14 protein-coding genes and 1 tRNA gene are annotated in these 12,678 nt (G+C 42.0%); 6 read left to right on the forward strand and 9 right to left on the reverse strand.

Annotated elements, in window-relative coordinates; all coding sequences use genetic code 11:
• Positions 1-30: 30 nt before the first annotated feature.
• From HDC91_RS16600 to HDC91_RS16615, 4 genes are all read right to left on the reverse strand, one after another.
• Positions 31-609, reverse strand: coding sequence for a peroxiredoxin family protein (locus tag HDC91_RS16600; RefSeq protein WP_183554065.1), 579 nt, complete (start codon positions 607-609; stop codon positions 31-33).
• A gap of 75 nt (positions 610-684) precedes the next feature.
• Positions 685-933 carry a hypothetical protein gene (locus HDC91_RS16605; RefSeq protein ID WP_183554067.1) on the reverse strand — a complete coding sequence of 83 codons (249 nt, stop codon included), beginning with the start codon at positions 931-933 and terminating at the stop codon, positions 685-687.
• 61 nt (positions 934-994) lie between these two features.
• The gene (locus HDC91_RS16610; RefSeq protein WP_183554068.1) at positions 995-1,270 is read right to left on the reverse strand and encodes a hypothetical protein; all 276 of its coding nucleotides are present in this window, start codon (positions 1,268-1,270) and stop codon (positions 995-997) included.
• 1 nt (position 1,271) lies between these two features.
• Positions 1,272-1,859 carry a sigma-70 family RNA polymerase sigma factor gene (locus tag HDC91_RS16615; RefSeq protein ID WP_183554070.1) on the reverse strand — a complete coding sequence of 196 codons (588 nt, stop codon included), beginning with the start codon at positions 1,857-1,859 and terminating at the stop codon, positions 1,272-1,274.
• 174 nt (positions 1,860-2,033) lie between these two features.
• Between HDC91_RS16615 and HDC91_RS16620 the strand changes: the two genes are divergently transcribed.
• The 3 genes from HDC91_RS16620 to HDC91_RS16630 are packed head-to-tail and all read left to right on the forward strand — an operon-like array spanning position 2,034 to position 4,292.
• The gene (locus HDC91_RS16620; protein WP_183554072.1) at positions 2,034-2,828 is read left to right on the forward strand and encodes a thioredoxin family protein; all 795 of its coding nucleotides are present in this window, start codon (positions 2,034-2,036) and stop codon (positions 2,826-2,828) included.
• Between the two features lie 5 nt (positions 2,829-2,833).
• Complete coding sequence (locus HDC91_RS16625) at positions 2,834-3,526, forward strand: cytochrome b/b6 domain-containing protein (RefSeq protein ID WP_183554074.1); 693 nt, start codon at positions 2,834-2,836, stop codon at positions 3,524-3,526.
• Positions 3,516-4,292 carry a molybdopterin-dependent oxidoreductase gene (locus HDC91_RS16630; RefSeq protein WP_183554076.1) on the forward strand — a complete coding sequence of 259 codons (777 nt, stop codon included), beginning with the start codon at positions 3,516-3,518 and terminating at the stop codon, positions 4,290-4,292. Before HDC91_RS16625 ends, HDC91_RS16630 begins: the two co-directional genes overlap by 11 nt.
• Before the next feature lie 2 nt (positions 4,293-4,294).
• On the opposite strand, the gene HDC91_RS16635 is transcribed toward HDC91_RS16630, so the two are convergent.
• Positions 4,295-5,455, reverse strand: coding sequence for an alpha/beta hydrolase (locus HDC91_RS16635; RefSeq protein WP_183554078.1), 1,161 nt, complete (start codon positions 5,453-5,455; stop codon positions 4,295-4,297).
• Positions 5,456-5,544: 89 nt separating this feature from the next.
• Here HDC91_RS16635 and HDC91_RS16640 point away from each other — a divergent pair, with 89 nt between their 5' ends.
• Positions 5,545-6,120, forward strand: coding sequence for a pentapeptide repeat-containing protein (locus HDC91_RS16640; protein ID WP_183554080.1), 576 nt, complete (start codon positions 5,545-5,547; stop codon positions 6,118-6,120).
• An 18-nt stretch (positions 6,121-6,138) separates the two neighbouring features.
• On the opposite strand, the gene thiL is transcribed toward HDC91_RS16640, so the two are convergent.
• Positions 6,139-7,188 (reverse strand): thiamine-phosphate kinase, encoded by a 1,050-nt coding sequence (gene thiL, locus HDC91_RS16645; protein ID WP_183554082.1) that lies wholly within the window; start codon positions 7,186-7,188, stop codon positions 6,139-6,141.
• A gap of 118 nt (positions 7,189-7,306) precedes the next feature.
• A complete protein-coding gene (nadA, locus tag HDC91_RS16650) occupies positions 7,307-8,299 on the reverse strand; it encodes a quinolinate synthase NadA (protein ID WP_183554084.1) in 993 nt (330 codons plus the stop codon).
• A gap of 408 nt (positions 8,300-8,707) precedes the next feature.
• Here nadA and nadB point away from each other — a divergent pair, with 408 nt between their 5' ends.
• Positions 8,708-10,300 (forward strand): L-aspartate oxidase, encoded by a 1,593-nt coding sequence (gene nadB / locus HDC91_RS16655; RefSeq protein WP_183554086.1) that lies wholly within the window; start codon positions 8,708-8,710, stop codon positions 10,298-10,300.
• Positions 10,301-10,349: 49 nt separating this feature from the next.
• Here nadB and HDC91_RS16660 read toward each other — a convergent pair.
• Positions 10,350-10,422: transfer RNA gene (locus tag HDC91_RS16660), tRNA-Gly, on the reverse strand.
• Positions 10,423-10,508: 86 nt separating this feature from the next.
• Between HDC91_RS16660 and HDC91_RS16665 the strand changes: the two genes are divergently transcribed.
• The gene (locus HDC91_RS16665) at positions 10,509-11,021 is read left to right on the forward strand and encodes a gamma carbonic anhydrase family protein (RefSeq protein ID WP_183554088.1); all 513 of its coding nucleotides are present in this window, start codon (positions 10,509-10,511) and stop codon (positions 11,019-11,021) included.
• Here HDC91_RS16665 and HDC91_RS16670 read toward each other — a convergent pair.
• Positions 11,011-12,654 (reverse strand): Ig-like domain-containing domain, encoded by a 1,644-nt coding sequence (locus HDC91_RS16670; protein ID WP_183554090.1) that lies wholly within the window; start codon positions 12,652-12,654, stop codon positions 11,011-11,013. The two genes, HDC91_RS16665 and HDC91_RS16670, sit on opposite strands and share 11 nt — an antisense overlap.
• Positions 12,655-12,678: the final 24 nt, after the last annotated feature.

Genomic DNA, 12,678 nt, shown 5'->3' on the forward strand with positions numbered 1-12,678 from the left:
ATCCCCGGGCAATTATAAATACAGTTAAAACTAAAGCACAGCTAAAATATCTTTTACAGCTGCGCGCTTGCTGTAGTCCTTATCAAAATGCACGAATGCTATTTTACCCGCGCTGTTTATTACATAGGTTGCGGGTACGGGCAACACATTGTCGGCATTGCCATTAGCCTTGGTCATGTCTAAACCGTAACCCTTGTATTTGGCAACTGTGGCTTCGTCCATTACATAATTTACGCCATAGCTTTTCATAATGGCATAACCTTTATCTTGTACGATAGAATAAGCCGCCTTTGTTTTTGCCACAGTTTTGGTGATATTCTCGGAGGTTTCGGGCGTTACACCAATTACATAAGCTTTTTTATCGGTTAATAGCTGCAACGAATCCTGGATGTGCTGCATTTGCTTGTTGCAATACGGGCACCACTGCCCGCGGTAAAAAAATAACACCACCGACTTGTGCGATCTGAGCAATTCTTTCAGATCAACCGTTTTACCCGAATTATCTTTTGCTGAAAAGTTGGGGGCTGTATCGCCGATTTTTAACCCGGCTTGCGCCATTATCTGCACCGAGAACATAAGCCCCAGGGCTGCTAAAATATATTTCTTCATTATTTCAAAAATTGACAGTTTTAAAAAAACGAGGGTTGGCACCCCCTCGTTTTTAACAAAAAATTCGCTCGTTAATTACATTTTGCTATCCGCTTTTTCAGCTTCCATTTTAGACTTCTCCGTGCCAGCCGATTTCTTTTTCTTCATTTTTATATCCTTCTTTTTCATTTTATCCATCTTTTGCATTTTGCCGGTATCGCTAACGGCGGTAAGTGATGGTAAAGAATGATTGATGGTGCCTGCGTGAAGATTAAGGCTAAAACATAAGGCGATGGCCGCCGCTAATACGGTGCCTTTTAAAATTGATCTGTGGTACGTTTTCATTGTTATGGTTTTTTAATTTGCCGGCTTTGTCGCAGGTAATTACTAAACCTTACAAGCGGGGTTAACTTTTATTCAGTTCATTGTCTATCCGCAGTTTCAACTCTCTTTTAAAATTATCATCCAGGCGAATATTTGACGGCGGCGGGCTTTTGAGTAATTGCTTAACCATTATATCTATCTTCCGGCTTTGCTTGATATATAGCCGGCACACGCCGCAGGTAATTAAGTGCAGGCGCAGTTCAAAATTTTCCTGAAAGCTAAGCGGCTGTTCCATCCTTTTTTCGATCATGAAAGTGGCTTTGCGGCAGTTGTAAAGTATTTTTGTCAGCTTATTCATTTTATACCCAGTTTTTTTGAAGACAAGCCCTCAGGTTTAATTTAGCGCGGTGGATGATCACCCAAAAATTAGACGCGCTTATTTTCAATTCGGCACAAATTACGTCGGTTGTTTGGTCATCCATATGTTTCATGGTAAATACAGATAGCCAAAGCGACGGCAACTTATGCATGCATTTTTGCAGTATGTGGTTAAATTCTTTGGTAAGCATCGGGTCTGTATCATCTATGCCAAATGGTGCCGGCCAGTGCTCCTGGTGCCAGTGTCCTTCCTGGTCCCAAAAAAATTCGGTTTCGCCGGCGCCTGTATCATTTATACTAAGTGTTTTAAGCCCCTTTGTTTTTTTTCGATAGGTGTCGATGATCTTGTTGCGCAATATGGCAGTAAGCCAGGTCCGTTCCGAGCTTTTTCCTTCAAATTTGTCTATGCCTTCCAGCGCGGCTAAAAAGGTTTCCTGCACCAGGTCGCGGGCTTGTTCTTCGTTGTTCACGCGCGTAATGGTATAGGCGTATAAATAATCAGCATGGGCGCTAACCCACTCCCGGGGTTTAAGCGGCGCGGCTTCGGCAATTAGTTCTATATTATCCATAGTTAACGCGTGTTAGTCGTGAAAATCTCAGCATCCTTACAACTTATTTCATCTATGCTCTTATTCCGGTTCATCACCTAACCGTAACATTTAGTATATTTATTAAATCCCATTTAAATTTAAATATTTATTGTAAGGATTAAGGCCGGCAACCGACTACGCAAAAAAACATTAATGAAACCCAACAAAATATATGCGGTTATCTTATGCCTTGCCATTGCAGTGCTTGTATTGGCATTCGTAAATAAGAACACGGGTAAACCGGCTATCATCAGCAACAGCCAGGGGTTTGCGGTAGTCGAGCTATTCACCTCTGAAGGTTGCTCAAGCTGTCCCCCGGCCGACGAATTGCTTGCTAAGATACGGAAGGAGAGCACCGGTAAACCGGTTTACCTTTTAGCTTACCATGTTGATTATTGGAATCGTTTAGGCTGGAAAGACGTGTTCAGCAAGGCTGAATACAGCCGGAGACAAAGCGCTTATGCAAAATGGCTGAACCTACGCGGCGTGTATACCCCCCAAGTCGTTGTTAACGGAAAAATCGAATTTGTTGGATCGGCGCAAGGCTCGTTGCGAAATGCCATACAGGCCGGTCTTTTAACAGATACAAAAACCCACGTAACTTTAAGCGGCGTATCTGTTAATGGTTATAGCGCCACCCTGCAATATAAAACAGCGGGAGTAATTGATGATGGCTTGCTGCAAGTGGCCCTTGTTCAAAATCAAGCGCAAACTACTGTAAAAAGCGGAGAGAACGGCGGGCGTGTTTTATCGCACGTGCAAATAGTAAATAATTTTAAGAGCGTCCGGTTAGGTAAAAAACCTGAGGGTACAATAATGATGGAGCTTCCGGCTAATTTTGTGCCTAGTGGATACGAACTGATAGCTTTTACACAAAACGCTAAGACTGGAGAAATAACAGCCGCTACGCGCGCGCCGTTCCCGGGCACCGCTGTGGCAAATAATTGATGAGAATGAAATCGATAAAAGAGAAACACTCATTAGCAATGCGGTGGTGCCATTGGGTAAACTTCCCAATACTTACCGTTATGATATGGAGCGGAATGCTTATTTACTGGGCCAGCGACACTTACTCCATTACGCTTTTTGGACATACCTATATCAAGTTTTTCCCGAACTGGTTTTACACTACTTTTAATATCCCGCGTCGCTTGGCCGAGGGTATGGCTTTCCACTTTTTATTTATGTGGTTTTTTACCATCAACGGCGCATTATATGTATTGTACACGCTCTTTTCGGGAGAATGGCGCCAGCTGGTGCCCAAACGCAACTCGTTTAAAGAAGCCTGGCAGGTGATACTGCACGATCTGCATATCCGTAAGATTGCGCCGCCGCAAAATAAGTACAATGCCGCGCAGCGCATTTCGTACACGGCTATTATCATCATGGGGTTTGGCTCGCTCATTACCGGCCTTGCTATTTATAAGCCCGTGCAATTTAATACGCTTACCTGGCTTTGCGGCGGTTACCATGCCGCGCGCATTGAACATTTTGTTTTAACCATTGGCTATGTATTGTTCTTTTTAGTGCACGTTATACAGGTAATACTTGCCGGCTGGGGAAACTTTCAATCAGTGATCACCGGCTTCGAAGTTATTAACCAAAAACCAAAGCATATAAATACACCCGCGGCCGATGAAAAATAAGAAACCCAAAAAGCCGCTCACCATCGAGCAGAAAATAAACCGCCGAACCTTTGTTTCGTTCGGTACATTCGCCCTGCTATCCGGAGCTGCATACGGGGGTTGGGCCTGGCTAAAAAATTCGCCTAAAGAAATGCGCACGGTAACCGCCGGAGCAAAGGCCCCGCTGCGCAGGGCGCTTAATAAAACCGAGCTTTTCTTCAGAAACTTTTTCAGCAATAATAACCTGGTTAAAACCTACCCTAAACATATGGCAGCAAAAGTGGTGCGCCATAATAGCGATATAGGGTCGGCCGGACAGCCCGACCTGCAGAACTGGAAACTGGTTGTTAAAAAACAATCCGGTGAAATACTAAATATCACGTTGGATGATCTCAAATCGTTACCCAAGACCGAGATAGTTTTCGATTTTAAATGTGTAGAGGGTTGGGATCAGATATCGTACTGGGGCGGGGTGAAGTTCACAGACTTTATTAAACACTTTAATCTTGAAGATCAAACCCAACTGGCGTATGTTGGCCTGGCTACGCCTGATAAAAAATACTATGTTGGCCTTGACATGCCCAGCGCCATGCACCCGCAAACCCTTTTGGCTTACGAAGTAAACGCCCGGCCGCTGCCACCTAAACACGGGCAGCCATTGCGGTTGATCATCCCTGTAAAATATGGAATAAAAAACCTGAAACGGATTGGCAGCATCACCTTCAGCGACCAGCGCCCACCCGATTACTGGGCCGAACAGGGGTATGATTATTATTCGGGATTATAAAGTTACTTACAAACAGTGCTTATAAACCGCTCAACCAGGTAGGTTGAAAGTTGCCCGGCCGGGCCGTTGATACTATAATCAAAACCATGCGTTGCCCAGGGCAGTTTAAGATAATAATGTTTAATACCATTATCCCTCAATTTTTTATTGAGTTTTTGGCTATGAACGGGCGATACCAGTACATCGTTATCGCCATGAATAATCAAGGTTGGCACAGATTGCCTGTTTACGAACTCGATAGGCGAGCTGGCAAAATATTTATCCGGAACTGTCTTATAAGTGCCACCCAGATAGCGCTCCATAACCGCGCGCGAATCCATAATCAGTTTACTGGCCGGCACCGAGTACCCCCAAACCATATCGGCTGGGCCATAAAAATCTATCACACCTTTTAATCCGTTTTGAGGGTACTTATATGCGGATAGCAGTGCTATTTGTGCTCCCGCCGAGCGGCCCAATAACACAAAGTTATTGGTGTCTATGCTCAGCGTGCCGGCATTTTTACGCAGGTAAATAAACGCCTGTTCAACATCAGCAATAGCTAAGGGCGCCTGAAATTTTGGCGCCAGGCGATAATTGATTGAGGCTACATTGTAACCCGCATGTGCAAGTAAACTGTTTAATTCGGGCAGTTGCTTACTGTCGCCGCTGCTCCACGATCCGCCATGTACTACAATAATACAGGGCCTTTTACCTGCAACGCGGGAAGGGTAAAAATCAAGTGTTTGGGTAGAGCCGCCACCGTAAGCAAATGTCTTGTAATCACCCGGTTTTATGCCGTACGTTTTAAATAGCCCGGAAAAGCTGAACACCGGCTGGCTCTTATCGCCAGTGAAACGGGTATTGCCTAACCCAAAAGCAGCGTTAAACTCCGTTCTTATAACCTTAGAAACCAAACAAGCACGCATAACCGGCGAACAAAAAAATATTAAGGCCAATACACCTATAATTGTTGAAATAACACGGTATTTTTTTATCCAGAACAGGCTGGCTAATAAAATGCATGTAACGCCTATAAAAAGTAATGGAAACCCGGTTACCAATACGGCAAGTAACCACAAATAATAGGCAGGTGCCCCAAACACGGTAAGTAACGATACAAGCAACAATATAATCAGCAGTGTAAGCACTATTTTGCTTTTAGTTTTCAGTGCAGGCTTCATATATTATTTTTCAAGTTTTTATTTGGTATAAACATATATAATAAAAATTGGGCTGGCGTTAATTTATTAAACGTGTTAACTTTATATCCATGTTCGATCAGCTACATTACGACGATATAACCTTTGATAAAACTATCTTAAACGACGCCTTTATAAACCGCAAAGAGTTTCAAAGCTGTACGTTTCGCAATTGCGATTTCAGCAACAGCAACTTCGCTCATAATAAATTTCTTGATTGTGTATTTGAAGAGTGCAATCTGTCGATGATCAAGTTTGATGCATCGACCCTTAATGATGTTTTTTTTAAAGGCTGCAAAATTTTGGCTGTAAATTTCAGCCTTTGCCAAGATTTTTTATTTAGTGTAAACTTCGATGCGTGCATACTGGATTATGCTTCCTTTGCAGGTAAGAAGATGGTGAAAACACGTTTCAAAAAGTCATCGTTAAAAGAGGTAAGTTTTACCGAAACCAATTTAGCCGGGTCAGTATTTGATGAAAGCGACCTGCTGGATGCCGTATTTAATCGCACCGATCTTTCGGCCGTAAATTTTACTACTGCCTACAATTTCATCCTCGACCCGGAATTGAATGTGCTTAAAAAGGCAATGTTTTCAACATCGGGCTTAGAGGGCTTGCTAGCTAAGTATGGACTAAAGGTTGTTTAAATAAGAATTTCCCTGGCTTCAGGGGGCAGGCGCGTTAAACGCATTCCAACCCTGAGCTTTCAACTCATGCAGGTTGCCTGATTTTGTTATCAAACTGCACCCTTCATTTGGCTCGGTTATGTAGCCAATAATAGAGAAGTCCATTTTATGCTTTATTTTATCATAATCGGCTTGTTTTACCGTGAAAAGTAACTCGTAATCTTCGCCTCCGCTTAGCGCACACACGGTTGGGTCAAGGCCAAATTCCCGGGCGGTTTCATAGGTCATCGGGTCGATAGGTATCTTTTCTTCGTAAAGTTTACAACCTTTATTACTCTGTTTGCAAATATGCAATATCTCTGATGCCAAACCGTCTGATACATCTATCATCGAAGTAGGTTTAACCTTCAATTCTTTTAGCAGATCAATGATGTCTTTACGCGCTTCGGGTTTTAACTGGCGTTCTACAATATAGTCCTTTCCTTCCAGGTCAGGCTGGATATTTGGATTTTCTATATATACCAGTTTCTCACGTTCTAACAATTGTAAACCAATGTAAGCACCGCCCAAGTCGCCCGATACACATATCAGATCGCCTTCCTCGGCAGTATTACGGTAAACAATCTCGTTTTCTTCAGCATAACCAATAGCGGTAACACTAATGACCAAACCTTGTTTAGATGCCGAAGTGTCGCCGCCCACAATATCCACGTTATAATTTCCACAGGCAAGGTAAATACCTTCGTATAGTTCTTCTATAGCCTCTAAAGGAAATTTGCTACTCATACCTATAGAAACTGTTACCTGACTGGCTGTACCATTCATGGCATAAATATCGCTCAGGTTAACCTGTATGGCTTTGTAACCTAAATGTTTAAGCGGCGTATAGGCCAGATCGAAATGGATACCCTCCAAAAGCATATCGGTTGATATGAGTGTTTTCTTACCTCCAAAATCAAGCACCGCGGCATCGTCGCCCACACCTTTTACGGTGCTCTTTTGGGTAAGCGTTATATTTTTTGTAAGGTGGTTTATCAATCCAAACTCACCTAAGCTTTCTATATTGGTTTTTTCTTCGTTCTCGAACATGATTATCTTTTATTTATAAAATCGTCATTGCGAGGTACGAAGCAATCTCCATTTAAGCATAAATGGTAAGTATAGTTCAGAGATTGCTTCGTACCTCGCAATGACGCAGTGGAATCACCTACAACCCCAATCTTGCCGATATCTCCAGCATGCGCTCAATAGGTTTTACCGCCTTTTCAATGATGTGGGCAGGCACTTCTATTTCGGGCGTTTCATTTTTTAAACACAGGTACAGTTTTTCAAGCGTATTGCGCTTCATGTGCGGGCAATCGTTGCAGGCACATGTATTATTGGGCGGCGCCGGAATAAATATTTTATCCGGGTTGTCCTTTTGCATCTGGTGTAATATACCTGACTCAGTTGCTACAATAAACTCTTTTTCGCTACTTTGTGTAGCATATTTTAAAATACCGGTGGTAGATCCTATGTAATCGGCCAGTTGTAATATAACTTCCTCGCATTCAGGGTGTGCCAGTATTTTTGCGTTGGGGTAACGTTCCTTTAGCCTGGTTATCTTTTCACGGCTGAATATCTCGTGTACCATACAGGCACCATTCCAAAGTACCAGTTCCCTACCGGTTTTTTTTGCTACCCATGCACCTAAGTTCCTGTCCGGCCCAAATATTATCTTTTGCTCTGGCGGCAGGCTCTCTACTATCTGTACCGCATTGCTCGATGTGCAAACAATATCGCTTAAAGCTTTTAACTCTGCCGTACAATTTACATAGGTGATCACCAAATGGTCAGGATAATTCTCCTTAAATTTTTTAAACAAATGCGGTGGACAGCTGTCGGCCAACGAGCAGCCGGCTTTCAGATCCGGTAAAAGAACTTTTTTGTTGGGCGATAATATTTTAGCTGTTTCGGCCATGAAGTGCACTCCGGCAAACACAATAATGCTGGCATCTGTTTTTGCTGCCTGCTGAGATAGGCCCAGGCTATCGCCAATATAATCGGCAACATCCTGTATATCTCCTTCCTGGTAATAATGGGCCAGTATAACAGCATTTTTTTCCTTTTTAAGTCTTTCTATTTCGGCAAACAGATCAAGCGACGGATCAATATATTCGTCAGCAAAACCTTTCGCTTTTATTTCTTCGAAGATATCCATTCAACAAATCAATTAATAATAACTTCTTTTTATATATAAAATAAAACTATTGTTATTATGGTGTTAGTTATGTTTAAAAGTTGTAATACGTTTTAAGGTAAATGTTGTTTTTCACTGTTTACTAACATTTAACAATTCAATTTTATTTTTTATTTAATTGATTATAAGATTGCTATGCCAAACAAGTTTTAATTTAAATACTTATTTGTTAATAATTAGCTGCTCAATAAAATGTTAGTTATCTCTCAAAATCGTCTTACAAATTGCTCAAAAGTAACTGTCAAAATAGTCAGTTTTAAGAGTTATCAACCATCTGAATATTTGTTAGAAAATTACTTACACAAAGTTAACATGTTTTGCGCCCCTTATTAACATAAAGGCTAATTTTACACAATACATATATTAAAGATGACCAGAACTGTTGATTTCCTTGTTGTAGGATCGGGTATCGCCGGATTAAGTTTTGCACTAAAGGCCGCGAAGCATGGTAAGGTACTGATAGTTACAAAAGCTAACGAAGATGAAAGTAACACTAAGTATGCCCAGGGCGGTGTAGCTGTGGTTGTTGATAAAAAAGAAGATTCTTTTGAAAAACATATAAATGATACGCTGATAGCCGGCGATGGGCTGTGTGATAAGGAAGTTGTGGAGGCTGTGGTTAAAGAAGGACCGGAGCGTATTCGTGAAATAATTGACTACGGAACAAACTTTGATAAAACCAACGAAGGTATTTATGACCTGGCAAAAGAGGGTGGGCACAGCGAATTCAGGGTACTGCATTACAAGGATATTACCGGGTTTGAAATTGAACGGTCGTTGTTAGAAGAGATACACCGCGAACCCAATATCGAAATACTGACCCATTACTTCGCGGTCGACTTGATCACACAGCATCACCTCGGGGAGTTTGTTGATAAATCATCAAATAATATAAAGTGTTATGGTATTTATGCCTTTAATACCGAAGATAACCAGGTAGAAAGGATAGAATCAAAAATTACTGTTATGGCGTCTGGCGGGGCCGGGCATATTTATTCGGTAACTACCAACCCCGTTATAGCTACCGGTGACGGTGTAGCTATGGTATATCGTGCAAAAGGTAAAGTGCGTAATATGGAGTTTATCCAGTTTCATCCAACTGCATTATATAACCCCGGAGAGTATCCGTCTTTTTTAATATCAGAAGCCGTACGCGGATTCGGCGGAATATTACGACGTACCAATGGAGAGGAGTTTATGCAGGAATATGATCCGCGTAAATCATTGGCGCCGCGGGATATTGTTGCACGCGCTATTGATGCAGAGATAAAGAAATCGGGCGAGGATTTCGTTTACCTGGATGTCCGCCACAAAAAGAAGAAGGATATTTTAGCGCATTTCCCCAATATATACGCTAAATGTTTAGATATAGGTATTGATATGACCCGCGACATGATACCTGTAGCACCTGCCTGCCACTATATGTGCGGGGGAATAATGGTTAATCACCAGGGGCGCTCATCTATTAACCGCCTTTATGCTTGCGGCGAATGCTCGTCAACAGGTTTGCATGGGGCTAACCGTTTGGCCTCTAATTCCTTATTAGAAGCATTAGTGTTCGCCCATCGTATTTATAAAGATGCCATCGTCGGTTTTAACGAACTGGAGATACCAGTTAATATACCCGACTGGGATGAACACGGCGTAAAATTATTGAATGAAGATATTTTGGTTACCCACAACATACGCGAGATGCAAAAGCTGATGAATGACTATGTGGGGATCGTTCGTTCTGATTTCCGTTTGGAAAGGGCTATGCGCCGTTTGCGGTTATTATATGAAGAAACTGAAGATTTTTATAAAAAAACAAAGCTTTCTGTGAAACTTTGCGAGTTACGGAACTTAATTCAGGTGAGCTACCTGGTCGTAAAATCGGCCATGGCCAGGCACGAAAGCAGGGGTTTGCATTATACCACTGATTATCCGGAACATCAGGAGGTTTTGGAGGATACGGTGTTTTAACGGAAGAACGCCATAGCGGGTAAAGCAATGACAGTTGGATATTTTAAAGAGCGGAAAACGGGATTCGAACCCGCGGCCTTCAGTTTGGGAAACTGATGCTCTACCAGCTGAGCTATTTCCGCTTATATAGCCCCCAAACATAACAATTTTTGAGATAAGTTTTCAAAAGCTTTTACCTTTATCCTTTCACCTTTTAGCTCAAATAAACATGCCTGTTATACTACCCGTAAAAGATAAATCGCCTCAGTGGGGTACCCACTGTTTTATTGCCGAGAACGCCACCATTGTTGGTGATGTAGTAATGGGTAATAACTGCTCGGTATGGTTTAACGCGGTTATCAGGGGTGATGTGCATTATATTAGAATAGGAGATAATACCAACATCCAGGATGGAGCGGTTATACATGCTACATATTTGAAAGCGCCAACTAACATCGGTAACAACGTATCTATTGGCCATAATGCCATTGTACACGGCTGTACACTTAAAGATAATGTTTTAATCGGTATGGGCGCCATTGTTATGGATGATGCCGTGGTGGAAGACTATGTGGTTATTGGGGCAGGATCTGTAGTTTTGGAAAGGACCATCTGCGAATCGGGATACCTGTATGCGGGCACGCCCGCTAAAAAAATAAAGCCCCTTACTGATGAGCAAAAGGCTTTATTGAACAAGTTACCTCAAAACTATATCATGTACTCGGGTTGGTTTATGGATTAGCCTGCTCCCTCGGGATACTTACAGGCTCTTCAGCTTCCCAGTTTGGGCGTAAAGTTATTTCCTTTTCGTACAACCAAATATTTTCGGGCTGGGCCTTTAACCGTACATTCCCACTATCCCAGCGGCCGTTCCTGTTGGCATCATATATCACCCTTACCCGGTATTTACCGGTCAAAAAGTTTTTATATACAACAGAAGTATTACCGCGTACAGGGTCGCTGCGCATTACGGTCTTTTGCTCGTTCAGCAGCTCTACCACATAGCGCTTACTGGTATCAGGTACCGTTATTTTAAGGGTGAGCTGGCTATAATTTTCCGGCTTATCGCCTTCAAAGTTGGCCCCTGTACGTTTATTTTTGTCTCCGTAGATGTCGGTAAATGCCGATTCATTTAAAAGCAGCTGATATTTACTACCGGGTCTGAAGCGGTACTTTAGCAGAACACTGCGGGCATCTGCGGTATCTTTTTGAATTGTAAAGTTGGTAATGTTAACCGAATCTTGTGTTAAGACTATAAGGCCCTGGTCGAACGTTTCTAAAGGCAAATTAGCTGTAATACGCAGGTCTGCGTTAGGCCTTAATTTGTTATCCCGGTTTATGTTATATTTAAAAGTGACGTTACGTGCAAATTTTTCCTTGAGCCCTTTAAGCTGGTAAATTGTATCTATAGGTTTATTATTATCATATATAGCCACACGTAACGAGTCAAACTCCATATTACGCATAAAAACCAGCGCGGTATCTTTAGTTTTGCTGATATCAACAATCTTTTGATTATCAAGCGCCGGCGGGTAAATTATTTTTAGTGAAGGGTTGTCTAAGCGCTTATTAAATATTAGCGAAAGGATACCATCATTCGTAAACTTCTTTTCCGTGAGCCGGAATTTTTCGGGTATTTGCTGGAACAATGATAGCTTTATGTTGGCGCTGTCTTTAGTAAGGTTTATGGTTTTGTTTGAAAAGGCGATCAGCTCTTTATCGTTATCAAATATTTTATTGGGGCTTTGTTCTTTTAGCGCGTAAATTTTGTACTCGCCGTCGTGAAGGTTATTCAAAGAAAAGTTACCGGACGAATCGGTTGTTGTAAAAATGCTTGGTTTCTTTTTGCCAAATATCAACGAATCCTGACTTACCGGGAATATCATTACTGTTGCGTCCTTTTCCTTTTCCTGGGTTGTGCTGTTTATAACGGTTCCCGACATGCTTAACGAATCGATGTGGGGGCCTGTTGAGAAAACGTAAGTAAAGTTGGTGAGCACATTACTTTCATTTACATCCTGTATAGCTTTACCAAAGTTGATAACGTAGGTTGTATTTTTTTCAAGCGAGTCTTTAAAGTCAATGGTCAGGGTTTTCCGGTTTCCTTTATACTCGGCCGGTTTTTCCTGTGCTGGGCTAATGCTTATTTCCTGGTAAGCGTTGCTCAATTTAATAAACTCGTCAAACTCTAATATAATTTCTTTCGCCTTAAAATTACGGGTCATGTTTTCGGGCGTGGCCTTTATTAATTTTGGCGGGGTGAGATCGCGTGGGCCACCCATTGGTTTTTGGATGCTTGCACAACCAACAAACGTTAACACCGCCAGTATGAAAATGAAATTTTTGCTGAAAATAACCGATTTTGGATTTAACATTGTTTTTATGCCCTATAAACGATT

It is taken from the genome of Mucilaginibacter sp. AK015 (assembly GCF_014200785.1).
Classification (GTDB): domain Bacteria; phylum Bacteroidota; class Bacteroidia; order Sphingobacteriales; family Sphingobacteriaceae; genus Mucilaginibacter.